The sequence below is a fragment of the Nocardia sp. NPDC051981 genome, assembly GCF_040680715.1.
Classification (GTDB): Bacteria; Actinomycetota; Actinomycetes; order Mycobacteriales; family Mycobacteriaceae; genus Nocardia.
The window spans coordinates 133673-159583 of sequence record NZ_JBFAXK010000013.1; the positions used below are offsets into that span (position 1 = coordinate 133673).

Sequence of the window (25911 nt, forward strand, 5' to 3'; positions counted from 1 at the left end):
GATGACTCGATATCACCGCATCGCGGCGCAGGACCTCGGCCGCCTCGGGGCGCTCAGCGACGGGATCTTCGCTGTGGCAATGACATTGCTGGTGCTGGATCTGCACGTGCCCGCGGGCGAGGCGTGGCACGAGCGCTCGCTGTGGAGCGCGGGCGCGGTCTCCGACGAGCAACCGGTCTGGCATGCGCTCACCCACGTGGGCCCGCAGTTCCTCATCTGCCTGCTGGGTTTCCTCACCCTCGGCATGTTCTGGATCGGCCAGCAGACCCAGCTCAACCTCATGGACCGGGCGGACCGCTCGCTCACCTGGATCCACCTCATGTTCCTGTTCGGAATCTGCCTGGTGCCCTTCGCCACCGCGCTGCTGGCCGCCTTCCCCCAGTCCCGCCTGGCCCTGCTGGTGTACTGGGCCGACCTGCTGTACCTGGGCCTGGTCCAGCTCGCCGCGCTCCGCTACGCGCGTCGCGCCGGTCTGCTCGCCGAGCACACCGGACCCGAGGACCTGACGGCCATCCGCCGCCGCATCGGTATCGTGCAACTGCTGTATGCGGCGGCGGTGGTCCTCTGCCCGATCAGCACCTACCTGAGCATCGGGCTGATCATCGCCCTCCAGGTGAATTCGGCTGTCTCCCCGCCGATTCGCCCGCTCGATCGTTTCTGAGGGCTACTGCGCGGCGGCGAATCCGGCGCGCAGATCGGCGAGGATGTCGTCGATGCCCTCGATACCCACGGCCAGGCGGACCAGGCCGGGGGTGACGCCCGCCGCGAGCTGCTCCTCGGGGGTCAGCTGGGAGTGGGTGGTGGAGGCGGGGTGGATGACGAGGGAGCGGACGTCGCCGATGTTGGCGACGTGGCTGTGCAGGGTGAGGGCTTCGACGAAGCGCTTGCCCGCGTCGACCCCGCCGGCCAGCTCGAAGCCGATGATGGCGCCGACGCCCCTGGGGGCCAGCTGCTTTCCGCGTTCGTACCACGGTGACGACGGCAGGCCCGCATAGGAGACGGCCGTGACCTCGGGGCGCTCGGTGAGGAATTCGGCCACCGCCCGGGCGTTGGCGACGTGCCGTTCGAGGCGCAGGCTGAGGGTCTCCAGGCCCTGGCTGATGAGGAAAGCGTTGAACGGCGAGATGGCCGAGCCCAGATCACGCAGCAGCTGCACCCGCGCCTTGAGCGCGTAGGCGGGTGCGCCGAGATCGGCGTAGACCACACCGTGGTAGCTCGGGTCGGGCTCGGTGAATCCGGGGAAACGTCCACTGCGCCAATCGAAGGCGCCGCCGTCGACGATCACGCCCGCGATGGCCGCGCCGTGCCCGCCCAGATACTTCGTCGCCGAGTGCACGACGATGTCCGCCCCGTGGGCGAGCGGCTGGATGAGATACGGGGTGGCGACGGTGTTGTCGACGATGAGCGGGATCCCGGAACCGTGCGCGACCTCCGCGATGCCGGGAATGTCGAGAATGTGGTTCTGCGGGTTGGACACCGTCTCCCCGTAGAAAGCCTTGGTGTTCGGGCGGATTGCCGCCCGCCACTGGTCGAGGTCGTCCGGATCCTCGACGAAGCTCACCTCGATGCCCAGCCGCGGCAGGGTGTACCGGAACAGGTTGTAGGTGCCGCCGTACAGCCGCGGGCTGGACACGATGTGGTCCCCGGCCCCCGCGAGGTTCAGGATCGCGAAGGTCTCCGCCGCCTGACCCGAGGCCAGCAGCAGCGCGGCCACACCGCCCTCCAGCGCGGCGATCCGCTGCTCCACCGCGTCCTGGGTGGGATTCATGATGCGGGTGTAGATGTTTCCAGGCTCGGCCAGGCCGAACAGCGCGGCGGCGTGGTCGGTGTCGCGGAAGACGTAGGAGGTGGTCTGGTAGATGGGCAGCGCGCGGGCGCCGGTCGCGCCGTCGGGCGTCTGCCCCACGTGGACCTGCTTGGTCTCGAAACTCCAGGCGGCGGTGGGGTCTTCGGGCAGAGCGGATGCGGTCATCGGGGCCTCCGGTGGGTTGGGGACGTGTTCCTACTGGGTGACGAGGGTGGTCTCGACCGGGGTCCGGGCGGTGGTGAGATCCAGGACGGGGCAGTGCTCGTCGACCGCCCGCTGCAATTCGGCGTAGCGCTCGGCGGACTCGGGTCCGGTGATTCGCACGGTCACGCGCACCGCCTGGAATCCGGGGCGGACCGTGTCGTCGAGTCCGAAGAAGCCGCGCACATCGAGATCGCCCTCGGCGTCGACGGCCAGCTCCTCGATGGCCACGCCGAGCCGCTGCGCCCAGAACCGATACGTCACCACCTGGCAGGCGATCAGCGAGGCCAGATACACCTCGACGGGATTCGGCGCGGACCCCGCACCGCCTAGTGACGGCGGCTCGTCCACCCGAACCGTGTACCGCCCCAGGGCAATCGCGCTCCCGACGGTGCCCTCCGGTGTCCCCGCAGCCCGGAATACCACTGTGGCCTGGGCGGGATCCGCGGCCACGGCCCGGCCGGTCGCCTCGACGATATCGTTCAACGGAGTGCTCAGCTCGGTTGTCATACCGCGTGAAGCTACGACCCGGCCACCGGTACCGGCGATGGTTACGCTCGTCGTGAGCGCAATCGCGGCCGTTCGCACGGCCCCGGAGCTACCCGCCGGTCATGTGATGGTTGCCAACTGGTCAACCGTTCGGCAGACAGGGTTGCGCCGGGGTGGTATGAATTCGCGGTGGCATGGACTTTGCGGCTCAGCGAGGACGAAGAAGCTGCGCTGAGTGCGCAGGCGGCGATGGAGGGGCGGTCGAAACACGACATTGCCCGGGACGCCATCCGGACCTATATCACCCGGCACCGGACCTGGGACGACTATCTGTCCGACGGTCCGGTCGTCTACGGGTAGTAGGTGTCGCGTATCTCGGTGTAGCGCTGGCGAATAGCGGCGCCGATCCCCGCTGCCAGAGCATGGAATTCGGTGCCCGCGGGGGTCGGCCACCGGGGTGGGCGGGGACCGCCGCGCAGGGCCCAGGCGGCCTGGCGGGCCGCGCCGAGGGCGACGTATTCGCTCGGATCGGGCACTGTGACGGTGCGGCCGAAGATGGTGGCGGCGGCGTGCGCGATGAGGCGGGAGCGGGATGCCCCGCCGATCAACAGGATTCGATGCGGCACCGTCGGCAGGCGGTCCAGGGCCTCGGCGATATTGCAGAGCATGCCCTCGATGGCGGCGCGGGCCAGATGGTGTGGACGCATGGTGTGCGGGCGCAGGCCGTGCAGGCTGCCGGTGGCGTACGGCAGATTCGGGGTCCGCTCACCCGCGAGATAGGGGAGCAGGGTGAGACCGTCCGCGCCCGCGGGCGACTGCGCGGCCAGCACCTCCAGGCCGGACACATCGATGCCCAGCAGCATCGCGGTCGCGTCCAGCACCCGGGCGGCATTGAGCGTGCACACCAGCGGCAGGAACGCCCCGGTGGCGTCGGCGAACCCGTTCACCGCGCCGGAAGGATCGGCGCTGGGGTGCGCGGCGCGGGTGAAGACGGTGCCGCTGGTCCCGAGCGAGACCACCACATCCCCCTCCCCGATGCCCAAACCCAGTGCGGCGGCGGCATTGTCGCCGGTGCCGGCCGCCACCAGCCGCCCGCCCGGCGTGTGCCCGGCGATCTCGGCGGGCGCCAGCACCCGCGGCAGTGCGGGACTGCGGCCGCGGAAGGCCAGCGCCAGCAGATCCGGCCGGTAGGCGCCCGCGGCCGGTGACCAGTACCCGGTGCCGGAGGCGTCGCCCCGATCGGTGGTCGGCTCGGTGGCCGGATCACCGCCGCGCAGCTGCCAGGTCAGGTAGTCGTGCGGCAGCAGGACCCGGACCGTCCGGTCGGCCAGCTCGGGTTCGTGATCGGCGAACCAGCGCAGTTTGGCCACCGTGTGCGCGGCCAGCGGCACACTCCCCACCGCGTCCGCCCACGCCTGCGGGCCGCCCAGCTCGTCCACCAGCTGTCTCGCCGCCTCCGCGGACCGGGTGTCGTTCCACAGCAACGCATCCCGCACCGGATGCCCGGCCGCGTCCAGCGCCACCAGCCCATGCTGCTGCCCGGCCACCGCGATGGCCTCCACATCGCGCATCATGTGATCACATGCCGCCCGCAGCGCCTCCCACCACATGAGCGGCGGCACCTCGATCCCGTCGTAGTGCGGAATCTGGCGGTGCCGCAAAATCGTTCCGGTATCGGCATCGCACACCACGATCTTGCAGGACTGAGTGGACGAGTCCACTCCGGCAACGACCGTCATTGGCCAGCCACCACCCTCTATCGTGCCGCCGCCCGTCCGGGATGCAGCTGGATCTTGCGTCCGGTGCCCGCGCGGAAGGTCCGCAGGGCGTCGCCGAATTCGTCGAGTGCGAAGTCGTGGGTGATCACGGTGTCGGCGTCGATGACGCCCTCACCGAGCAGGTCCACGGCCCGTCCGAAGCTGTGCAGCACGGCCATGGAGCCGACGATGGTGATCTCGTCGTTGTAGACGCGGAACGGCGAGATGCTCGCCCGCGCCGCCGCCGGCGCCACCCCGAACTGCTGATAGGTGCCGCCGCGCCGCACCCGGGACAGCCCGTCCTCGATCGCGGCCACCGTTCCGCTGCAATCGATCACGATCTCCCAGCCCTCGGGCCGGTCCATGTCCTCGGCGGACACGGTGGCCGCGTCAGCGCCCAGCGTGCGCGCGGTGGCCAGCCGGTCGGCATTGGTGTCCACCATCGACACCGACGCCGCGCCCGCCGCGATGGCCAGCTGCAGCATGAGCAGCCCCATGGTGCCCGCGCCGTAGATCAGGTAGTGCGACCCGAGTCGCCGTGGCAGCACATCGAATCCGTGCACCGCGCACGAGAGTGGTTCCACCAGTGCGCCGTGCGCGGGCGGCACATGCCCGGGCAGCCGATAACAGTTGGCGGCGGGCACTTTCACGTACTCGGCCATGGCGCCGTCCACGGTGTCGCCGATGGCGCCCCAGTTCTCGCAGAGATTGCCGCGCCCGATCGCGCAGTAGTGACAGCGCCCGCAGAACAGCGAGGGATCCACCGCCACCCGGTCACCGGCCCGCACCCCGGCCGCGTCCGCGCCGAGCGCCACCACCTCCCCCGCGAATTCGTGGCCCGGCACGATCGGATAGGGCGTGGGCGGGAATTCGCCCTCCACGATATGGATATCGGTACCGCATATCCCGACCGCATCCACCCGGACCACTACCTCACCGCTGCCCGGAGTAGGGTCCGGCACGGATTCGACCGAGAACTGTCCGGGCTTCTCGACCACCAAGGCGCGCATAGCAATAACCATGCACCCGCGTGCCACCCGCTCGACGCGTTTTACGCAATAGCAATCGCAATCTTTCTGTTTTCCCGCAATCGTTACGGGGACATGCGGGGGATCAGGGGAGAGCGTGATACCAGAAGGCGGTGGAGGCCACATGCGCCTGGTCCAGCGGTAGGTAGTGGCCGTCGGCGCGCCAGCCCAGCGCCTGCACGGTGGCGCGCAGGCCGTGGTCGAAACAGATGGGATCGGGAATGTGCCAGCGGTACATGCCGAATCGCTGGTGCGGTTCGTAGATTCGATGCGGCGGCAACACCTGCGGCATGCCCAGATAGGGGGTGGAGTAGGGTCGATAAGCGCCGTCGAGGTCGAAATTCCAGGCCCCGCCGAAATAGTCCTCGGTGCCGGTCCCGCACAGGGTGGGGAATTCGGTGTCGTCGTCGAGATAGAACTTCAGCTCGCCCTCGCCCCACCAGCCCGCCGCCCGCGGCTGCACGGCCAGATACGTCCCGGCATACCGTCCGGGACCGCCGTCGATCTCGACGATCGGATGCTCCGCCGGAATGCCCAGCGGATCGGAGCAGCGCCACCGGGCGTGCAGATACCCGGCGGCGCCGGGTAACTCCTCCTCCAGATAGGTGATCTGGTAATACACCGGCGCGGCGCGCTCGGACCCGTTGTGCAGGGTGATGAGCGCGCGAGTGTGGAAGGGCATGGGCCAGTAGCTGTTCAGCCCGCCGGCGGGCGCGACCACCACCATGGCGGAATTGATCAGCGCCAGCTGATCCCAGCCGTTGCAGAAGAAGTCGCCCAGCGGCACCGCGACGCCCGGTTCGGGCGAACCGTCCCAATACATCTGGAGGGTGAAGTCGCGCAGCAGCGCGCGATCGGTGGTGAGCCACAGGTGCCGGATCACGCCGGGCCCGGAAAGGTCGGCGAGCGTGGCGGTTTCGCCGGGCGGCAGATCGATGGACGGCGACACCTTCCATCCGCGTCCCAGCCCCGCGGCCGCGAAGGCCCCGGTTCCGGAGATGGCGCGCCCGCCCCCGCCGGCCTCGCCGGTGGGGTTCTCCGCGCTCACCGAGCGGGTGCGCCGCCCGTCCAGCTGCCAGATATCGTGCACCATGCGAATTTTCGCATGTCGATCACGAATGTGAAGCGGACATGAGGCGGACATGCGAATGCCGACGCTGTCCCATGGCCGCCGCCTCCCCGGGCACACGGCGCCGGCATTCCGGGAACTGCTTACTTACCGACCAGCTTGGACTTCAGCGCGGCGACGGTCGCGTCGTCGACGCCCAGGCCCTGCGACAGGAAGTTGTCGAAGGAGCCGAAGCTCTGCTGGACCGCGTCGAAGGAGGCGTCCAGGTAGTCGCGGTCCACGCCGAGCACCGGCTCGAACAGCGACGGATCGGTGACCAGGCCCTTGGCGACCAGGCCGTCCAGCGTGGCCTTGTTCGACGCGGCCAGGTTGTCGTTGGACGCCAGGTAGTTGTTGTAGATCTGGCCCTTCGGCGCGCCCAGGGCGCTCAGCAGGATGGCCGACATCCAGCCGGTGCGGTCCTTACCGGCAGTGCAGTGGAACAGCACCGGGCCGTTGGCGTTGGCGATCTCCTTGACCGCGGCGCTGAACTGCGAGCGCGCGGTCGGGTCGGTGACCATCCACTTGTAGTAGTCGACCATGTACTGATGGCCCTTGCCGTCACCGAGCAGCTGCTGCTGCACGGCGGGGCCGCCCTGCACGGCCTTGGCGAAGAAGAGGTAGAAGTCGTTGTTCGGGTCGTAGACCGGCATCGACTTCTCCGGGATGGAGGCCGGCAGTTTGTCCGGGTTCTGGCCGCGCTCGGTCGGGCTGCGGAAGTCGATGATCTCGACGATGCCCGCCGACACCAGCTGCTGCTGCTCGGCGTCGCTCAGCTTGTTCAGCGCGTCGGAGCGGAAGACCGAACCGTCCTTGACCTTGCCCCCGCCGCCCTGGGTCGGGATGCCGCTCAGGTCGCGGGCGTTCGGCGCGGACGGCAGGTCCAGTGACGCGCCCTTGGGCGTCTGTAGCACCGGGACGGGCGCCGCCAGCGCCGGGGTGACGGCGATCGGGGTGAGGGCGATGAGCGCGGCGGCTACACCGGTGAGTGTGCCGCGTCCGGCGCGCGAGATCGTCACTAGGGGGTTCCTTTCGGTCACGGACCGGGTGGTGGGGTGTCCCCGGCCCGGGCTTCTGACGCGGGCACGGCTGCGGGATACGGCAGCCGTGCCCACGGGGTCCGGGCATGACCGACCGGCCTCGGGCGCGAGCGCGGGAGCGCGCCCGAGGCACGGTGCGGTTGCCGGCCGAGCTATTCCGCGTCGGCCAGCAGCGTGATGGTTCCGGCGGCGCCGTCGACCCGGACGCGCTGGCCGTCCTGGAGCGCCGTGCTGGCGGTCTTGGTGTCGACGACGCAGGGGACGCCGAACTCGCGGGCCACGATGGCGGCGTGCGAGGCCGAGCCGCCGATATCGGTGACCACCGCACCCGCGTAGCCGAACATGGCAGTGTGGCCGGTGTCGGTCACCGCGGCCACCAGGATGTCGCCCGGCTCGATGTCGTCGTCGAGGGTCAGCACACGCTTGACGGTGCCCTCCACCACGCCCGGGCTCACGCCCAGGCCGGAGATGGTGTCGCCGACCGCGATCGCGCCGGAGATCTCCTCCGGCTCCCACGGGCCGTTGACCACATCGGGCATCCGGATGGCCTGGAAGCGGGTGCGCTCGGCGCGGCGGCGCGCCACCCGCTCCTGCAGATCGGCCGGGGCCCAGAGGATTTCGTCGAGGTTCAGGAACGCCGAATCTTCGATCGCGGTGAGCTTGCCCGCGTGCACCAGGCGCGCGGCCCGCTCCTGGGTGGCCAGGCGCAGGCAGTTGGTGACCCGCACGACGGCGTCGCGGGCGCGCTCGCGGTAGACGGTCGCGCCGACGGCCATCTTGGCGGTGCGGCTGGTTGGCTCCGGCACCGGTTCGCGGTGCGGCGCGGGCATTTCCGCGGCCCGCCCGGCGGCGGTGACCAGCAGTTCGGGGCGGTCGCCGAAGGTGGCGTTGATGAGTTCGCACTCGCCCGGGCCGCGGTGGCCGATCCGGGCCAGCTCCTGGTCGAGGGCCTGCGAGAACTCCGGCGACTTCTCGCGGGCGGCCGCCACGTCACCGGTCTTGGCCAGCGCCTGCAGTCCGGCGTCCTTGCGGCACAGGGCCGCCAGCCGCTCCACGGCCAGCATGGTCTTGGCCGACTCCAGGCGGTTCAGGTCGATCTTGACCTCGCCCTTGTGGGCGGCGGTGGCCGCGCCGGTCATCATGACGCCGATGGAGGCCGCCTGCCACGCCTGGTTGAGGCGGTCGCGCCAGAGCAGGGCGCGGGCGTGCAGCTGCTCGTCGGTGAGCTCCGAGATCTGGTCGCGGGTCAGCGCTTCCGCATGCGAGGCGGCATTGATGTGCTCGGCGGTCTTGCTGTAGCCGAGCGCGGTGGCGGCGACCCGGCCCATGGCCTTGAAGGTGCCGGCGCGGGCGGCCAGGCCGGTCGGCATGGCCGGGCGGCCCTTGGGGTGCAGTTCGACATCGCCGATGGTGCCGTAGACGTCGCGGCGCACGCTCTCCTCGTCCCAGCCGGGCATGTTCTGCGCGGAGAAGACGCCGATGGAGGCGTTGATGTACACGCTGTGGCCGAGCACGCTGGTCACGCGGGACACCCAGTGCTCCAGCGCGATTCCCTCGATGGCGATCATGTGGCCCATGGCCTCGTTGCCGAGCCGGATGGCGCCCGCCTGCAGATCGATGGTCAGCGGGGTGAGCGGGCCGGGCAGCGCCTCGGAGGTGTTGGTGGCGGTGTAGACCGGGATGCGGTCGTCGACCATGTCGTCGAACTCGCCCTGCAGGCCTTCGGGCGCAGCCGATTTCAGCGCGTAGCCGTCGGAGGTCGGGGCGTTCTGGGGCACCACGTGGGTGGGCAGCGGAATCGCGCCGCGGCGAGCGCGGATGCCGGAGCCGCCGCTCTTGCGGCCGTGCAGCGCGCGCGCCACGTCGGCGATCACCTCGGTGGCGGTCCAGCCGTAGCGGAAGCCCCAGTCCTCGCGGGCGGCGCTCGCGTCCACCGGAGTCTGCGACGCCGACGACTTGGGCAGCCACGCACTGTATTTCACGCCCGCGTCGGCGAGGATGCGCTTCACCTCGGCGCTCGACACGTTGCCGGGCGCGGCCAGCTCGACCACGCCGCCGCGCTGCGACAGCGCCGCCAGCACCAGGAAGCGCTCCAGGTCGTCGTAGTGCAGCACCTGGATGCTGCCCTTGCCGCCGGTCAGACTCTCCAGCGTGCGCCAGCTGCCGCGGTCGATGCGCCGGCCGGCCACCAGCGCAGTGCGCACGATGAGCGCGTCCGCGCCGGAGCCGGTCACGATCTTCTCGACACTCGAATCGCCGCCCGCCGCAACGGGAACCACGAGGCGCGCACCGGAATCCTTGGCCGCCTGGGCGATTGCCGCCACGGCCGGACCCGCCAGGTGCACGATCGCGTCCACCCCGGCCACGGCCCGCGCGCAGACCTGGGCATCGGACAGATCGCCGACGATCACCTCGACCCGCGGGTCCACGTAGCGGTGCCGCTGCCGGTCCAGGCCGACCACCTCGTGGCCGGCCGCCAGCAGCATGCGCGCCACGGCACGGCCGCTCGGCTCGGTGACACCGGTGACCAGAATCCGCATTGACTCTCCTCCTCGTGCAGGCATCCCCAACCACAGTGACGCCGTTCACACACCATCCCCAGTGCAACGGGTGGTGACGGGTCACAGTCCCGGTCAACGGGATCGGTGAATCGCTGAGCAAGATGGGGCGCTAAGTGACGGCGGTCGGAGCGGGCACCGTCGAGGCATGACAGTGCGGAATCCGGTGACGCCACGGGCGGCCGGCGAGGTGAGCCACTACGACATCGAGACCGATGTGCTGGTCGTCGGGTACGGCGCGGCGGGCGCCTCGGCGGCCTACGAGGCGGCCTACGCGGGCGCCCGGGTGCTGGTGGTGGACCGGTCCGGCGGTCCGGGCGGCGCGTCGGCCATGTCGGGCGGCGAGATCTATCTGGGCGGCGGCACCCCGATCCAGGTGGCCTGCGGCTACGACGACACCCCCGAGGCGATGGCGGCCTTCCTGAAGGCGGCGCTCGGCGCGGGCGCGGACGCGGACAAGATCGACGAGTACTGCGCGGGCAGCGTCGAGCACTTCCACTGGCTGGTCGACCGCGGCGTGCCGTTCAAGCCGACCATGTGGGACGCCCCCACCTGGGTGCCGCCCACCGACGACGGGCTCATGTGGCTGGGCGAGAACAGCTGGCCGTTCACCGAACTGGCGTGCCCGGCCCCGCGCGGGCACCGGCCCACCGCCAATGACTTCGGCGGCAAGCTGCTGATGGAGTGCCTGGCCGGCGCGGCCGAATCCGCCGGCGCCACCGCACTGTTCGACACCCACGTCGGCACCCTGATCGTGGACCGCGACGGTGTCGTGGCCGGAGTGGTCGCGCGGCGGTACGGCAAGGAGATCACCATCCGCGCCCGGCGCGGCATCGTGCTCACCACCGGCGGTTTCGTCGACAACGACGACATGCTCGCCGCCCACGCTCCGCAACTGCTGGGCCACACCAAGGTCAGCGCGGGCACCGACGACGGTTCCGGCATCCGCATGGCCCAGGCCCTCGGCGCGGCCGTGCGCCACATGTCCGCCGGTCAGGTCGGCATGTCCCTCATTCCCGGACTGGCCGCGCGCGGCCTGGTGGTCAATGCCCTCGGCCGCCGCTTCATCAACGAGGACACCTACCCCGGCCGCATCGGCCAGCACGCGCTCTACCGCCAGAACATGGGCGGCAGCTGGGCGGGCGATGACACCGCGGTCTGGGTCGTCGTCGACGAGGACGGCTTCGAGGACGTCCCCGAGCCGCAGCGCTGGGGTGTGCGGCCCACCCACGTCGCCGAGACGCCCGCCGAACTGGAAGAGCTGACCGGACTGCCGGCGGGCTCGCTGACCGCGGCGATCACCCGCTACAACGAATTCGCCCGGCAGGGAACCGATCTCGACCACCACAAGTCGCCCCGATGGCTGCGCGAACTGACCCCGCCGTTCGCCGCCATCGACGTCAAGGCCGGCGTGCGCCCGCCGTCGGAGGCCGGTGACCGGCGTGGCACCGGCGCGTCCGTCTTCACCCTCGGCGGTCTCCACACCGACCTGGACGGCCACGTCCTCGACCTCGACGGCCGCCCCATCCCGGGCCTCTACGCCGCGGGCCGCGCCGCCAACGGCCTGCACGGCTTCGGCTATATCTCTGGGACATCCCTGGGCGACGGCACCTTCTTCGGCCGCCGCGCGGGCACCGCGGCCGCCCGCCGCGCATAGCCGCCGCTCGGCGTCTGCGGTCGCTGCCCTTGTCCGCAGTGGCGATCCGGCGGCCGGGTTGCTGTCGCGTCGGGTGAGTTGTGGTGGTCGATGGCCCTTTTGCCACTGAGAACAGGTTCTAGACTCGCCCGCTATGGAAATTCACATGCGGCAGCTGCGGTATTTCGTTGCGGTGGCGGAGGAGCTGAGCTTCACGCGCGCCGCGCAGCGGTTGCATGTGGCGCAACAGGGGCTGAGCGCGCAGATCCGGCAGCTGGAGAAGGCGCTGGATCTGGTGCTGTTCACGCGGACCACCCGCAGCGTCGAGCTCACGGCGGCGGGGGCGGCCCTCCTCGAAGGTGTCCGAAGTGCTTTGACCACACTGGAAATGGCGGTCGAGGGGGCGCGGGTGGCGCAGCGGCGGGAGTCGGATCGGCTGGTGCTCGGCTATCTGGAGGGCGCGGCGCTCACCCTCACCGAGCCGATCCTCGCGGCCTTCCGTGAACAGCATCCCGGGGTGACGGTCGACATGCACCAGTTCACCTACGAGGAGCCCGCGGCCGGACTGGAGAGCGGGACCGTCGACGTGGCCTTCGTGCGACTCCCGTTCCGCGCGGCCGGAATCCGCTTCGAGCCCCTGTTCGCCGAGCCGCTGGTGGCGCTGGTGCCCGCCGCGCACCGGCTGGCGGAACTGCCCGAGGTGCGGGTGCGGGACCTGCTCGACGAGCCGCTGCTCGGGGCGGCCACCAGCGATCCGGAGTGGAATGCCTTCTGGGAGTTGCACGATCACCGCGACGGGCGTCCCGCGCCGGTGGTGTCCCGGTCGAGTTCGCTGCTCGAGGAGTTGCACAAGGTCGCGGTGGGGGTCGGCGTCGTGCTGACGGTGGCGTCGGCGCGGTGGATGCCCTTTCCCCGGGTCCGGGTGCTGCCGGTCGCGGACGCTCCGCACAACCAGGTGGCGGTCGGCTGGCGCGTCGACCACGAGACGCCGCTGGTGCGGTCGTTCGTGGACATCGCCCGCCGCGTTCGCGACGCCAACCCCGACCTGGTCGCGCGCCTGGAACAACCCGATCTCGACGACTGCACCCTGCCCCAGCATCTGTGATTGACAACCGGAGCTTGTCAATGGCTGGGAGATAGCTGTTTCACACCGGTTTCCCTGCGCCCTAATGTATTTCCGAGTGGGCGATCGACGCGCGGTTGCGTCCACTGGCGAGCCCACCCAAGGCTCGCGACTGCCTCACTACCCGGTGAGGCGATCTCGGAGAGCCAACGCCGCCGGGCGACGGACTGAGCCCCCGTCGTCCGGGCGGCGTCGGCGCCCGTGCCCGCGCGTGTCGCTCTCGTGCGGCCGCCGTCGGGCGACCAGACTCGGGGGCATGACGGCGGACGAACAGCAGGGCGACGAGCACGGGGACGACGCCCGCGACGCGGTAACCGGGCGCGGCGAAGCGACCGAACCCCAGCCGCCCGCATCTCAGCCTGCGGCCGAGTCGGAGCGGCCGACCGAGCCGGAGCAGCCGACCGAGCCCGAGCAGCCGACCGAACGTGATGAGACGACCGACCGTGACGAGACAGCTGGTCGTGATGAGACGACAGCGCGCGAAGAGGTAACCGCGACTGGTGAGTCGACCGACACGGGTGAGACGAATGGGCGGGCCGCAGGTACGGCACGGCCGGCATCGCTGCGTTCACGGGTGTGGGCGGTCGTGGATCGTGCGGAGCGGGCCGTCAATCCGAGCTATCCGGGGTTGGTGGTGGCCTGGATCTTCTTCCTCTGGGCGGTGTCGCCCTCACTGCTGCCGCGGACCTGGCTGTTCGAGGGTCTGGTGTGCGGGATCAGCGCGGCCATCGGATACGGCGTGGGCGGCGTGCTGGAGTGGGCCTTCGAGAAGTGGGTGCGGCCACGGCTGCCGGAGTCGGCGGAGGGCCTGGCCAAGCTGTGGCATCCGACCGAGACGGCCCGGGCGGTCAGCAAGGCCGTGATCGTGGTCGGGACCATTGTCGGCGCGGCCCTGGTGCTGGCCCGGTCGGCGCGCTGGCAGCGCGATCTCGAAGTGCTGATGGGGATGACGCCGACCACCACCTCGAGCTACCTGCGCGCCGAACTGGTGGCGGCGGCGACCCTCGGGCTGGTGATCCTGGCGTATCGCCTGGTGCGGTGGCTGATCCGGCTGATCGTGCGGCTGCTCAACATCGAATGGCGGGTGCCGAGGAACATCGCCTACCCGGGCGCCGTGATCGTGGTTGCGGTGGTCGCGGTGCTGCTGTTCCAGGGCGTGCTGGCGAAAGCCTTCTTCTCCGTGGCGAATTCGGCGTTCAGCCTGCGCAACGGCAAGACCTCGCCGAGCGCCGTCCAACCGCAGCTGCCCGAAAGGTCCGGCAGCCCACAGTCACTGGCGCCCTGGGACACCCTCGGGTCGGAGGGCCGCTGGTTCGTCGCCACCGCACCGACCGCCGACCGGATCGCCCAGGTCACGGGAAGGCCCGCGCGCGAACCGATTCGGGTGTACGCGGGCCTGGACTCGGCGAACACACAGCAGGACATCGCCGATCTGGTGGTGCGGGAACTGGACCGTACCCACGCCTTCGAGCGCAAGGTGCTGGTCGTGGTCACCACCACCGGAACCGGCTGGGTGGACTCCACCACCGCCTCGTCCATCGAGTACATGTACGGCGGTGACACCGCCATCGCCGCCACCCAGTACTCCTATCTGCCGAGCGTGCTGTCGTTCCTGTCCGACCGCCAGAAGGCCACCGAGTCCGGGAATGCGGTGATCCACGCCATCCATGAGCGCTGGGCGCAGCTGCCGCCGGGACAGCGCCCGAAACTACTGGTGTACGGGGAGAGTCTGGGCTCGCAGGGCTCCGAGGGCGCCTTCACCGGGCTCGACGACATCCGCACCATGGTCGACGGCGTGCTGTGGGTCGGCCCGCCCAACTCCAACCGGATCTGGCGTCAGCTCGAGCAGCGCCGCGATCCGGGAACGCCGGAGATCCTGCCCGTCTACGCCGACGGCCTGATCGTCCGTTTCGCCGCCACCGCACCGGAACTGGGCCGCCCGGACCGGACGTGGTTCGACCCGCGCGTGGTCTATCTGCAGCACGCCTCCGACCCGATCGTCTGGTGGTCGCCGGATCTGCTGTTCACGCAACCGGATTGGCTGAAGGAACCGCGCGGTGCGGACGTCTCCAAGTCCATCCGCTGGTGGCCGATCGTCACCTTCTGGCAGATCAGCGCGGACCTGGCCAACGCCCAGGGCGTCCCGTCGGGCCATGGCCACCGCTACGGCGACCTGCCCCTGGACGGCTGGATCGCGGTGGCCCAGCCGCAGGGCTGGAACCCGGACCTGGAACGCGGCATCCGCAAGGCCCTCGACGAGGACATCACCTGGGAATACGCCCATAAATAGCCGCTGCACAGCGATCGGTCCGTAGCCAGCGGAACCTGGGTTCCGATCATCGGGACTATTTCGGATCGAAACACCGCGTTGGCCATAGCTTCGAGGGCAGGAAACTCTGGCACGAGGAGGAACGCCCGCATGACTAACAAGGTGCTCGATCGGGTCCGCGATCTGCTGCCCGCGATCCGGGAACGCGCGGTTCAGGCCGAGGAGCAGCGGCGGGTGCCCGACGCCAGCATTGCCGAACTCACCGAGGCGGGCGTGTTCCGCATGCTCCAGCCGGCCCGCTTCGGCGGTCTGGAGGAGTCGCCGGTGGCCTTCTACGAGGTGATCCGCACCATCGCCACCGTCTGCCCGTCCACCGCCTGGGTGTCCTCGGTGCTGGGCGCGCACCCGTGGCAGCTGGCCCTGTTCGAAGACCAGGCCCAGCAGGACGTGTGGGCCGAGAACTCCGACACGCTGGTGTCCTCCTCCTATGCGCCGACCGGCAAGCTGACCGTGGTCGACGGCGGCTACGAGCTGTCGGGTCGCTGGCAGTTCTCCTCCGGCTGTGACCACGCCCAGTGGGTGTTCCTGGGCGCGCTGGTGCCCACCGCGACCGGCATGGACTACTACACGGTCCTGGTGCCGCGCACCGACTACCGCATCGAGGACACCTGGGACGTGTCGGGCCTGGCGGGCACCGGTTCCAACGACATCGTCATCGAGCAGGCCTTCGTACCGGCCCACCGCGCCTACTCGGCCGCGGACCAGGCCAACCTGGTCGGCCCCGGCCAGCAGGTGAATACCTCTCCGCTGTACAAGATTTCGTTCGGCGCGCTGTTCTCCAATACCATTACCGCCCCGATCATCGGCGCGGCGCAGGGCGCCTACGAGGCGCACATCGAGCGCCAGCGCGAGCGGGTGCGGCTGTCCTACGGCGGGCAGAAGGTGTCGGAGGATCCCTTCGCCCACGTCCGGATCGCCCGTGCCGCTTCGGAAATCGACGCCGCCGTGCTCCAGATGGAGCGCAATATGGGCGAGCAACTGCGTTACGCGCAAGCCGGTGAGGAGATCCCGTTCGAGCTGCGCCTGGCCACCCGCCGCGATCAGGTGCGCGGCACCGAGCGCGCGCTCGAGGCGATCGACCTGCTGTTCAAGAACTCCGGTGGCCACGCCATCCGCCGCCCGAACATCATCGAGCGCAACTGGCGTGACGCGCACGCCGGCAGCGTGCACGTGATCAACGATGTGGAGCGGGCCCTGGCCATGTACGGCAAGGGCGCCATGGGCCTCGAGGTCGCGGATCGGATGCTCTGATGACCCTGACCGCGGAGAACACCACCCGCTGGGTGACGGTCGACGGCCACAAACTCCGCTATCACGAGGCCGGCGAGGGCCCGGCGCTGGTGCTGCTGCACGGCTCCGGCGCGGGCGTGTCCGGTTGGGCCAACTTCGGCGACAACCTGCCGGTGCTGGCGCAGCACTTCCGCTGCCTGGTCCTGGATCAGCCCGGCTTCGGCGAGAGCGGCCGCCCGGAGGTGTACGAGCGCAACTACCTGCGCATCGCCGCCGACGCGGTGATCGGGCTGCTCGACGAGCTGGGCATCGAGAAGGCGCACGTGCTCGGCAACTCCATGGGCGGCACCGTCGCGACCCTGCTCGCGCTCGAGCACCCGGGTCGCGTCGATCGCGTGGTGCTGATGGCGCCCGGCGGCGTCGGCGTGAACGTGCTCGGACCCGAACCGTCCGAGGGCATTACGCGGCTCATGGAGTTCAACGCCAACCCCACCGACGAGAAGGCCATGGGCTTCCTGCGGGCCATGGTCTACAACCAGGCCACGCTCACCGAGGAACTGGTGGCCAAGCGCCTGAAGGCCGCGGCCGATCCCAAGGCCCAGGCCGCCCTGCGCGACGCCTACGCCACCTTCTACAACCCCAGGCTGGCCGAACCGGTCCCCCTGTGGGCGCGGTTGAAGGGCATCACGCAGGAGGTGCTCATCCTGTGGGGCCGCGATGACCGGGTCACCCCGGTGGAGGGCTCGCTCTTCGCCGCCCGGCAGCTGCCGAACGCGGACCTGCGCACCTTCGCCCGCTGCGGCCACTGGGTCATGGTGGAGCGCAAGGACGCCTTCGAGCGGTCCGTGGTCGACTTCCTGAACAACGGCCTGTAGCAAGCGGTTTCCGATGATTCGGGGGTGGGATTTCCCACCCCCGAACTCGTTTTCCCGGTTCCGGCCCGGCGCTACAGTCCGAGCATGACGTGGACAGCCCCGGAAATCACCCGGTCCGCCCAGGTGCTCGTCGGCGACGAGCGGGTCATGCTGCACTCCCTGCTCACCCGCGGCCGCGAGATCCTGCTCTGGAAATGCCAGGGGCTCACCGGCGCCCAGCTCGCGACCCGCAGCGTCGAACCGTCCACCATGTCCCTGCTCGGCCTGATCCGGCACATGACCGAGGTCGAACGCGGCTGGTTCCGCAAGCGGGCCGCGGGGGAGCCGGTCGGCTACCTCTACTCCTGCGATTCGAGCCAGGACGCCGACTTCGGCGACACCGATCCAGAGCAGGCCGAGGCCGACTACGCCCGATTCCTCGAGGAAATCGCCGTGTGCGACAAGGCCATAGCCGATCTTCCCCTCGACCACACAGTCATCCATCCGCGCACCGGCACCGACCTCTCCCTGCGCTGGATCTACCTGCACATGATCGAGGAGTACGGCCGCCACGACGGCCACGCCGACCTGCTGCGCGAACGCATCGATGGGGCCACCGGCTACCAGTAGCCCGGGTTTCCCGATGCGGGTCCGATCCGAATGTTCCTTCGGCTGCGGCAGATTCGGGTCGCGTGCGAGTAGCGGATCTACAGATTGTGTTCGTGCGCCCAGGCGGCCAGCTGCGTGCGGGAGGTGAGCCCCAGCTTGGTGAGGATGTGCTCGACGTGGGTTTCGGCCGTGCGGACCGAGATGACCAGGTCGGCGGCGATGCGCTTGTTGCTGTGACCGGCCGCGACCAGGCGGGCGACGTCCTTCTGACGGCGGGTCAGCACACTGGTTTCCGACAGGGTCGCGGTGGCCGCGCGCGGAGCCCGCTTCAGGGCGGGCGGCGGCGCAACGGGTTCCGGCTCGGCGGCGGTGCGGCCGAGCGCGTAGTCGATGGCCTCCTCCAGCGGCAGGCTCGCGCCCGCGCCGAACGCGGTGCGGAACGCCTCCTCGCCCAGCGCGTCCCGGACCTTGAGCCGCTCCTTCTCACCGACCGCGACGGTGATGGTGTGGGCCAGCCGAATCGTGCTGCGCTGCAGGGATTCCGCCGCGCCCAGCAGGCGGGCGGCCCGCTCGTGGTCGCCGTCCGCGGAGACCGTCCAGGCCAGCCCCTCGAACGCCGACGACAGCCAGATACAGCGCTCGAACAGGGCCAGCTCCTCGATGGCGCGGCCGTGGAATTCGGCGGCGGCCTCGAGTTCGCCGCGCCGCCAGTGGTCGATCCCGACCGTCCACAGCGCCAGCCCGCCCAGCAGGTGCGAACCGCTGTCGGTGGTGAGTTCCAGGAAGCGCTGGGCCAATTCGGTGCGCCCCGGCGCCTCCAGCACCATGGCCGCCATGAAGGAGAAGGCGTGCGAGTCCATTTCGATGGCGTGCTGGCCGTGCGTGGCCGCCAGCTCGATGGCGCTCCGCCCCAGCTCCAGTGAACGTTCGCGGTCGCTGGCGGCGAAGGCCAGCAGCGACCGGTCCAGCGCCACCTCGGCCATGATGTCGGTATCACCCAGGGCGGCAGCCAATTCCATGCACTCGCTCACCAGCCGTGCCGCAGAATCCTGATCACCCAGCAGGGCGGCCAGCGAGGCGGCCGAGGACAGCGCCTTGGCTCGCTCGGCGGTCCGCTCCGGATTGCGGGCCAGCGAATCGGTGAGCCAGCGGTAGCCCTCGGACAGGAAGCGGTTGTGCTCCCAGAACGGGCGCAGCACGGTCACCGTGGCCATGGTGCGCAGCGGCTCGTCCTCCAGCCCTGTGCGCAGGGCGGCACGCAGATTCGCGTGCTCGCGGCTCAGCTCCCGGAACCACTCCACGTCCTCGGCGGTCCAGTACGCGGTCTGACCGCGCATGGCCAGCTGCCGATAGTGCTCGCGGTGCCGCGCCCGGACCTCCTGGTCCGTGCCGCGCTCGGCGAGCCGGTCGGCGGCGAACTGACGGATCGGCTCCAGCATCGAGTACCGGGCGACATCCCCGTCGAAGCGCAGCATCACCACCGACTTGTCCACCAGCCCGGTCAGCGCCTCCATCAGTGACGCGGGCCCCAGCTCGCACACCGCCTCCGCGGCATCGATGTCGAAACCGCCCGCGAACACCGAAAGCTGTTCCCACAGTGCCTGTTCCGCCGCGGTGCACAGGTCGTAGCTCCAGCGGATCGCGCCCTCGATGGTCTGCTGGCGCTGCGGCGCGGTGCGCGGTCCGGCGCTGAGCAGCCCGATGGTGTCGTCGAGACGGTCCAGAATCTGCTCCGGCGTGAACATGCGCAGCCGCAGCGCTGCCAGCTCCAGCGCGAGCGGCATGCCCTCGAGGCGGCGGCAGATCTCCGCCAGCACCGGCCGGTTGCCGGCGGTGGCCTGGAAGCCCGGGTTGGCGGCGCTGGCGCGCTCGATGAACAGCTGCAGCGCGTCGCTGTCCTCACCGGCGGTCTGGGGCACGGTCAGCGGCGGCACCGGCATGACCTGTTCGCCCGGTATCCCGAGCACCTCGCGGCTGGTGGCCAGCACCCGCACATCCGGTGTGGTGGCGATGATCCGGCCGACCAGCGCGGCGCACGCCTCGATCAGATGCTCACAGTTGTCCAGAATGAGCAGCAGCCGCTTGTCGGCCAGGAATTCGGTGAGCCGGGGCAGCGGCGCGGTGGATTCGTCGCGCAGGTTCAACGCCTCTGTGACACTCAGCGTGACCAGCGCCGGATCCTGCACATCGGCCAGCTCGACCAGCCATACGCCGTCGGGGAACGCGCGGGCGACGAGGTGCCCGATCTGTCGCGACAGGCGGGTCTTTCCCATGCCGCCCGGACCCAGCAGGGTCAGCACCCGGGTGGTGGGCAGCAGGCGCTTCGCAGTAGCCAGCTCGTCGCGGCGGCCGACGAAGCTAGTTACCTCTTCGGGGAGGTTTCCATTGACACGCCGCGCCATGGCGTCAAACCTATGTGATTTGCCGCATTCTGTGCCAGCAGGTTCGCATAAACGCAGCTCGCGGCGGCTGCTGATGTGTGCGGCGATACACTCGACCGGGTGCCGAGCCGAACGCGCCGAGCCCGCCTTGCAGACGTCCACGAATTGGCGGCCGGTATGCCGCACGTCACCATCGAGTACGGGCCCGCGGGTAACCCGGTCTACCAGGTCGGCCGCAAGTCCTTCGTCTACTTCCGGACCCCGCGCCCCGACGCCGCCGACCCGGAGACCGGGGAGCGGTACGACGACGTCATCATCTTCTGGGTGCCGTCGGAGGACGACAAGCTGGCCCTCACCCAGGACCCGGATTCACCGTTCTTCACGACCCCGCACTTCCAGGGGCATCTCTCGGTCCTGGTGCGCGGCAGTCGAATTCCCGAGCTCGGCCTGCAGGAGCTCACCGAGGTCGTGCAGGACGCCTGGCTTTCGCGCGCCTCGGCGACCAGGGCGCGACGGTGGCTGGCCGAAAACGCGCCGGGGACAGGCAGATCCGGCTGAGGCTCAGGCCGGGGAGATCGCCGGGGCCAGTGCGCCGCGCAGGGCGTCGATGATCAGCTTGCGTGCCTCGGTACCTTCGGGAGTCGGCGTCAGGGGATAGACGTGGACCAGTTCGGGCGCCTCGTGATAGTCGACCTCGATACCGGCGGTCCGGGCCTTGCTCACCATGATCCGGGTGTCGGGCACGAGGATGTCGCGGGTGCCGCAGAAGACGGTGAGCGGGCCGAGGCCGGTGAAGTCGGCGAACAGCGGGCTGACCCGCGGGTCGGTGATCGAGAGCGGGCCGCGCCAGTGGTCGCCGAGGACCAGGCCGCCATCGCGTCCGAGCCAGGGATCCTCGGCCTGGACGGTCAGGATCTCCGGATTGCTCAGGCTCAGGTCCAGGGCGGGTGAAATCAGCACTGTCCGAGGCACAGCCGGTTGCTGCTCGTCGCGGAGCAGGACCGCCGTGGACAACGCGATCTGGCCGCCCGCCGAATCCCCGGCCAGGCAGACCTCCCCGTACTCGGACCGATTGGCGCGAACAAGATTCGCGAAGGCCGGGATCACCTGGTCGGCGGTGCCATAGGGAATGAGCGGATAGATCGGCACCGTGACCGTCGTACCCGCCTCGGCCGCGATATCGGCGGCCAGCTGCCAATGCTGCCGGGCGATCTCATTGACCCAGCCGCCGCCGTGGCAGTACACGACATTGCCTCGGGCGCGGCCGGATCGGGGCGTGAGGGTGTAGATCGGCCAGCCGTTCTCCCGGCGCACCTCGATGGTCACATCCGCACGCAACACGCGCGGCGGCCCGTACGCCTGGGGCCGGAGGCTGCGCTCCCTAATGTGCTCGCGTGCACCCTCCGCGCTGATGAACGGCCGGTTGGCCCGGACGACCCGCAGATACGCGGGTACCGCTCGACTGAGCAAGCTGGGCATCAGCGCCTCCCATGTGATAGTCCGTCTGCGGCCTCGACCATACCGAATCGGACCAATGCCCTAGCTGTGTTCGACGACCGCGCCGGTGAGGAAGGCGGACATGGCGGCGGCGACGGCATCCGGCTGATCGAGCATCGACAGGACGTAGGCGTCGTCGATCTCCACCAGGCGCGCCTTGGGAATCAGCTCGGCCAGGCGGCGGCCGTGCTCGCGCGGCATCACCTTGCCGGCCGACGACCACAGGATCAGGGCCTCGCCCCGGAAGTCGCGCAGCGCTTCGGTATTCGCGATGAGCTCGGCCTTGTTGCGGCGGGATCGGGCATAGGCGAGCAGATCACGCCGAATCCGCTTGTCCCGCAGGCCGGGATCGGTCCAGCCGCGGATGATCTCGTCGCCGAGCGGATAGCGCGCCATCCAGCCGAACAGCAGCGGTGAGGAGCGCAGCCACGGGACGCGTAATTGCTGGAGCGCCATCGTGATTCCACCGGGCAACGCCGCGCCCACGATGGCGGTCTTGCCCGGCAGGCCGGGTGGGAAATTTGCGAAGGCCTCGCAGGGCAGCACGATCAACCGGCCGACGCGCTCGTCGAGGCCGTAAGCGGTGAGGAAGAGCCCGCCGCCCCAGTCGCTGTGCACCAGGGTGACGTCGCGCAGGTCCAGGGCGGCAAGGAAATCCGCGATCAGCTGATTGAGCCCGCGCAAGGTCAGATCCGTGCCCTCGCGCAAGGGCTCCGGATGCGACCCGAGCGGCAGATCCGGCAACACGTATCGGAAGCCCTCGGGCAGCTTGCCGATCACCTCGTCCCACACCGTGTGGTTCATCAGCAGCCCGTGTAACAGCACCACCGGTGGTCCCTCGCCCCGCTCGGCGTAGTGCACCCGTCCCGCACTCAGTTCGACAGTCGGCATGATATCTCCCCTCTAGAGCACACGCTCTAGTGCGTTTGCTCTAGTCTGGACGGGTGAGCGAGAAGCTGTCAACCACCACCCGGGATCGCCTGGTCACCGCCGTCGCCGAACTCATGCGCGTCCAGGGCTACAGTGCGATCACCGTCAAACAGATCACCTCGGCGTCGGGCGCCCCGATGGGCTCGCTCTACCACCACTTCCCCGCCGGAAAGTCGGCCATCGCCGCCGAGGCCCTCCGCGTCTCGGGCGCCGCCTACATCCAGCTGCTGCCACTCCTCATGGACGCCCACGACGACCTCCGTGAAGCCGTCCCGGCCGCCTTCACCGCCGCCGCGGAAACCATCGAGCAGGCCGGCTGGATGAACATGTGCCCCGTCGGCACCGTGGCCGGGGAAGTCGCCGACAGTGAACCCGGAATCCGTGACGTGGCAGCAGAAGTCATGAACTCCTGGATCGACGAGGGCACGGGCTATTTCATCCGCCGTGGCCTGGAACCGGCCGATGCCCGGGAACTGATGATCGCGATTCTCGGTGCGCTGGAGGGAGCTTTCATTCTCAGCCGCACCCTGCGATCGACAGAACCGCTTCTGGCCGCCGGTAAAACAATGGGTGCCCGTGTCTCGGAAATTGTGAAAAGACAAGGGATGCTGGACATTTCGGGTTCCTAGCGTGCCCATTCGGCGGTAAAATCAATGCAACGCTGTTCGCGTTGCTGCAGCTCGGCGTCGACCCTGCCGAGCCCGGTGACCAACGGCCATAAGTTCGGAGCGGTGCCGACTAGCCGGATCAGTCCTTGAGGTCGTGTGCGACCTGAACCAGGAACGTGGTCACCGCCTGGACGTCAGCGGGCTTGAGTAGCTCCTGTTCGGGGCTCTCCTTCACGAATCGCATTTCCGCACTCCAAAGTCCGTCCTGGACATGGACTTCCGTCCAATACGGCATCGGGGCTCCTACCCACGCCTTACCTTCGAAGCCGGGAACTGCCGGGTAGTCGGTGGGTATGCCGTCGAGTTCGCCGTCGTCTATCCGCGGGTTGTTCACCTGGAGCGCGCCGATCAAGCCGAGGCCGGCATGGCGGCCACTGCAGATGGTCGACCAGCCGACGATGCCGCCCTCTTCGAAGGTGAGGGTCTCCACCTCAGCGTCGGTGATCGACAGCGAGTTCTGGAGAAAGGTCCGGTAGCGATCACACAACTTCGCGCCGTCGTATTTCGAAGGCGGAGTGAAATGGACCGACGGACCCGAAAATGAGGAGCAGCCGACCACCGCGACCAGCGCCAAAACGACCAGGATGACACCGCGTTTGGTTCGTATTGTATGGATGGACCGGCCAGCCCGCTCCGCCACCAGCGACCGCCAGGTCAAATCGAATGCCGCGCGCGGATCAACTCTGTGCCTGTGCTGCATACCGACGAGCACATCGGAGCGGCTTCGCAGTCCCAGCCACGCCCGCAACATCGCAATCCGCCCCCCATATCTACAAACACCGCTACCCGCGGCACACCGAATCGGATCGTAGCCGCCGCACCACGATCCAGTCATCCGGCAATTCAGGTCACCTTCGACCACGCCGGATACCACGATCATCGGCAATAGCGGACGTTCTGCGGCGCACTGGGTTCCGGCCGCCGGCGCCCCGCGCTGGCCGGTTCTGTCAGCGCGACATGCGGCAAATCAGGGCGGTCTCTGACGGGTGCTGGAGTCATTCCAGGTCGTATACGACGACGGTGATACCGCGGCTGGATAGGCGGCTATGGATGAGTGGTTCGATCCGGTCCCATGTTCCGCCGGCCAGTCCGCACCCGATTCGAGGCATGTGCACCGAGGCCTTTGACGCCGAGGCAAGGTCGGCGAGTGTGTCCAGGTTCTGATCGACAGCGTCGTAACGGATCGGCGGGCTGCCTGCGCTGGAGCGGATGCCATGTTGGCCGATCATGTTGGCCACGTGCAGATTCAGTGCGACCTGCACGAGCTGCACCGCGCCCAATGCGAAGTCGTTGGAGCCGCGGTGCCTGTGCCAAACGCGATAGGAGCGTTCGGGTTCCGGCCATCGTGCTGACACGGCGACTACGAAGCCTTTGCCCCAGCGGCCGAGGTCATTGCAGATGTGCGCGATGATCGCGGGGCCATCAGCGCTGGGTGCGGTCGCGTCTCCGGTCTGGTACACGATCTCGGTCATGCTCATGTTGTCCTCCCGCGCCGAACCTAGACGCGGGCACCGACATCAAGCATTTGGCCGATTCAACCAGCGCGCCATGCGGCAAAATAGTGCGTTTCCCGCAAAGTGCCGAGGCGCTGTATGCGGATTCTGGGTCGATCGCCGTGACTGTTTCGGCGCGGCGGTGCGTGCGGCATTCGCATTTTGTTGTGACACAGGGCGTTCAAGGTGTGACACGACATCGTATTGAAACGTGTTCTAGTATCTCTGTCGTAGCGATGCAGAACATGACAGGGGGCATGCGGGATGGCGAGTGCCGTTGAGCTGGCAACCGGATTCTTCGAATCTATCGATGGCGGGTTCGCTGCACTCGAAGCTGCACGAGGGCCGTGGAGACCCGACTCGATCGGCGGCCAAGCCCTGACCGCGCTCGCGGCTCGGGAACTGGAACAACACTGTCCGATCGAGTCGGCCGGATGCCGTCTCACCCTCGACTTCATCAGACCCACCACCTTCGACGCGATCCAGGCCCGAACTGAACTCCTCCGATCGAGCACGAGACTGGCGCTCCTGCAGCTGGACCTGATCCAGTCCGATCACGTCGTCGTCAGAGCATCGGCGCTATTCGTGCGCCCGTTGGAGGCGGACCAGGCCGAGGGCAATGCCTGGACACCTACCCCGGACTTCTCCCGCCCCGGCATCGTGGACCCGGCGGCGGCAACCACTCCGGGCTCGATGATCAGCAGCGCGGGATACCCCAACGACTGGTCGGCTGTTTTCGCCGACCACCGAAACAACGCCCGCAAACGGATGTGGACCACGACGATGATCCCCGCCATCGCAGGCGAGAAATCGACCCCCTTCACCCGCGTCGCCACTCTGGCCGAGGCCACGAGTTTCGTCACAAACTGGAGCGAGGCCGGCGTGCCCTTCATCAACGCCGACGTGACCCTGAACCTGTACCGGATGCCTGAATCCGATGGTCTAGGTCTGGAATCAAACGGTCAGCACGCGGCCGCCGGTGTCGCAGTCGGTTCCGCCACGCTCTATGACGAATTCGGCGTCCTCGGAGTCTCCTCCGTGACCGCAGTGGCCAACACGCACCGGCAGGTTCATTTCTAGACCCAACACGAGATGTGCCGGAGGCACGCTCATCGGCAGTAGCGAACGTTCCGCCAGCCTCGGATCGGCACGGCCAGTTGATCTTCCGATGGC

At 69.1% G+C, this 25911-nt stretch carries 23 protein-coding genes; 11 read left to right on the forward strand and 12 right to left on the reverse strand.

Features of this window, described 5'->3' with window-relative positions; genetic code table 11:
* Window position 1: 1 nt before the first annotated feature.
* On the forward strand, window positions 2-661 hold the full coding sequence (locus AB0L60_RS23045) for a TMEM175 family protein (RefSeq protein ID WP_364617252.1): 660 nt from the start codon (window positions 2-4) through the stop codon (window positions 659-661).
* A gap of 3 nt (window positions 662-664) precedes the next feature.
* Here AB0L60_RS23045 and AB0L60_RS23050 read toward each other — a convergent pair whose 3' ends face one another.
* The gene (locus AB0L60_RS23050) at window positions 665-1972 is read right to left on the reverse strand and encodes a bifunctional o-acetylhomoserine/o-acetylserine sulfhydrylase (RefSeq protein WP_364617254.1); all 1308 of its coding nucleotides are present in this window, start codon (window positions 1970-1972) and stop codon (window positions 665-667) included.
* Between the two features lie 30 nt (window positions 1973-2002).
* On the reverse strand, window positions 2003-2518 hold the full coding sequence (locus AB0L60_RS23055) for an OsmC family protein (RefSeq protein ID WP_364617256.1): 516 nt from the start codon (window positions 2516-2518) through the stop codon (window positions 2003-2005).
* A 168-nt stretch (window positions 2519-2686) separates the two neighbouring features.
* On the opposite strand from AB0L60_RS23055, the gene AB0L60_RS23060 reads away from it, so the two are divergent.
* On the forward strand, window positions 2687-2857 hold the full coding sequence (locus AB0L60_RS23060; protein WP_364617258.1) for a ribbon-helix-helix domain-containing protein: 171 nt from the start codon (window positions 2687-2689) through the stop codon (window positions 2855-2857).
* On the opposite strand, the gene xylB is transcribed toward AB0L60_RS23060, so the two are convergent.
* The 5 genes from xylB to AB0L60_RS23085 form a co-directional block, all read right to left on the reverse strand.
* Window positions 2848-4236: a xylulokinase gene (xylB, locus tag AB0L60_RS23065; RefSeq protein WP_364617260.1), complete on the reverse strand. Its 1389-nt coding sequence runs from the start codon at window positions 4234-4236 to the stop codon at window positions 2848-2850. The genes AB0L60_RS23060 and xylB overlap by 10 nt on opposite strands.
* Before the next feature lie 17 nt (window positions 4237-4253).
* A complete protein-coding gene (locus AB0L60_RS23070) occupies window positions 4254-5264 on the reverse strand; it encodes a zinc-dependent alcohol dehydrogenase family protein (protein WP_364617262.1) in 1011 nt (336 codons plus the stop codon).
* 103 nt (window positions 5265-5367) lie between these two features.
* Complete coding sequence (locus AB0L60_RS23075; RefSeq protein WP_364617264.1) at window positions 5368-6372, reverse strand: glycoside hydrolase family 172 protein; 1005 nt, start codon at window positions 6370-6372, stop codon at window positions 5368-5370.
* A gap of 122 nt (window positions 6373-6494) precedes the next feature.
* Entirely contained in the window at window positions 6495-7409 is a 915-nt protein-coding gene (locus AB0L60_RS23080; RefSeq protein WP_364617266.1) for a tyrosine-protein phosphatase, read from the reverse strand.
* Window positions 7410-7582: 173 nt separating this feature from the next.
* A complete protein-coding gene (locus tag AB0L60_RS23085) occupies window positions 7583-9970 on the reverse strand; it encodes a PEP-utilizing enzyme (protein ID WP_364617268.1) in 2388 nt (795 codons plus the stop codon).
* A gap of 166 nt (window positions 9971-10136) precedes the next feature.
* On the opposite strand from AB0L60_RS23085, the gene AB0L60_RS23090 reads away from it, so the two are divergent.
* The 6 genes from AB0L60_RS23090 (at window position 10137) to AB0L60_RS23115 (ending at window position 17790) form a co-directional block, all read left to right on the forward strand.
* Window positions 10137-11645 (forward strand): FAD-dependent oxidoreductase, encoded by a 1509-nt coding sequence (locus AB0L60_RS23090; RefSeq protein ID WP_364617270.1) that lies wholly within the window; start codon window positions 10137-10139, stop codon window positions 11643-11645.
* A gap of 133 nt (window positions 11646-11778) precedes the next feature.
* Entirely contained in the window at window positions 11779-12729 is a 951-nt protein-coding gene (locus AB0L60_RS23095) for a LysR substrate-binding domain-containing protein (protein WP_364617272.1), read from the forward strand.
* A 274-nt stretch (window positions 12730-13003) separates the two neighbouring features.
* Window positions 13004-15037 (forward strand): alpha/beta-hydrolase family protein, encoded by a 2034-nt coding sequence (locus AB0L60_RS23100; RefSeq protein ID WP_364617274.1) that lies wholly within the window; start codon window positions 13004-13006, stop codon window positions 15035-15037.
* A gap of 129 nt (window positions 15038-15166) precedes the next feature.
* Window positions 15167-16327 carry a 3-hydroxy-9,10-secoandrosta-1,3,5(10)-triene-9,17-dione monooxygenase oxygenase subunit gene (gene hsaA / locus AB0L60_RS23105; protein WP_364617276.1) on the forward strand — a complete coding sequence of 387 codons (1161 nt, stop codon included), beginning with the start codon at window positions 15167-15169 and terminating at the stop codon, window positions 16325-16327.
* On the forward strand, window positions 16327-17181 hold the full coding sequence (locus AB0L60_RS23110; protein ID WP_364617278.1) for an alpha/beta fold hydrolase: 855 nt from the start codon (window positions 16327-16329) through the stop codon (window positions 17179-17181). The genes hsaA and AB0L60_RS23110 overlap by 1 nt, the downstream gene beginning before the upstream one ends.
* Window positions 17182-17265: 84 nt before the next feature.
* On the forward strand, window positions 17266-17790 hold the full coding sequence (locus AB0L60_RS23115) for a DinB family protein (protein WP_364617280.1): 525 nt from the start codon (window positions 17266-17268) through the stop codon (window positions 17788-17790).
* A gap of 77 nt (window positions 17791-17867) precedes the next feature.
* Here AB0L60_RS23115 and AB0L60_RS23120 read toward each other — a convergent pair whose 3' ends face one another.
* Complete coding sequence (locus AB0L60_RS23120) at window positions 17868-20171, reverse strand: LuxR C-terminal-related transcriptional regulator (protein ID WP_364617282.1); 2304 nt, start codon at window positions 20169-20171, stop codon at window positions 17868-17870.
* Between the two features lie 99 nt (window positions 20172-20270).
* Here AB0L60_RS23120 and AB0L60_RS23125 point away from each other — a divergent pair, with 99 nt between their 5' ends.
* Entirely contained in the window at window positions 20271-20708 is a 438-nt protein-coding gene (locus AB0L60_RS23125; RefSeq protein ID WP_364617284.1) for a hypothetical protein, read from the forward strand.
* Between the two features lie 3 nt (window positions 20709-20711).
* Here AB0L60_RS23125 and AB0L60_RS23130 read toward each other — a convergent pair whose 3' ends face one another.
* Together AB0L60_RS23130 and AB0L60_RS23135 are read right to left on the reverse strand one after the other, a co-directional pair.
* Window positions 20712-21629 (reverse strand): alpha/beta hydrolase, encoded by a 918-nt coding sequence (locus tag AB0L60_RS23130; protein WP_364617286.1) that lies wholly within the window; start codon window positions 21627-21629, stop codon window positions 20712-20714.
* A gap of 60 nt (window positions 21630-21689) precedes the next feature.
* Window positions 21690-22538: an alpha/beta hydrolase gene (locus tag AB0L60_RS23135; protein ID WP_364617288.1), complete on the reverse strand. Its 849-nt coding sequence runs from the start codon at window positions 22536-22538 to the stop codon at window positions 21690-21692.
* Window positions 22539-22591: 53 nt separating this feature from the next.
* Between AB0L60_RS23135 and AB0L60_RS23140 the strand changes: the two genes are divergently transcribed.
* Window positions 22592-23206, forward strand: coding sequence for a TetR/AcrR family transcriptional regulator (locus AB0L60_RS23140; RefSeq protein WP_364617290.1), 615 nt, complete (start codon window positions 22592-22594; stop codon window positions 23204-23206).
* A 118-nt stretch (window positions 23207-23324) separates the two neighbouring features.
* Here AB0L60_RS23140 and AB0L60_RS23145 read toward each other — a convergent pair whose 3' ends face one another.
* Entirely contained in the window at window positions 23325-24125 is an 801-nt protein-coding gene (locus AB0L60_RS23145; RefSeq protein ID WP_364617292.1) for a hypothetical protein, read from the reverse strand.
* Window positions 24126-24240: 115 nt separating this feature from the next.
* Window positions 24241-24723 carry a macro domain-containing protein gene (locus tag AB0L60_RS23150; RefSeq protein ID WP_364617294.1) on the reverse strand — a complete coding sequence of 161 codons (483 nt, stop codon included), beginning with the start codon at window positions 24721-24723 and terminating at the stop codon, window positions 24241-24243.
* 279 nt (window positions 24724-25002) lie between these two features.
* Between AB0L60_RS23150 and AB0L60_RS23155 the strand changes: the two genes are divergently transcribed.
* Window positions 25003-25818, forward strand: a complete 816-nt coding sequence (locus tag AB0L60_RS23155; protein ID WP_364617296.1) for an acyl-CoA thioesterase domain-containing protein — start codon at window positions 25003-25005, stop codon at window positions 25816-25818.
* Window positions 25819-25911: the final 93 nt, after the last annotated feature.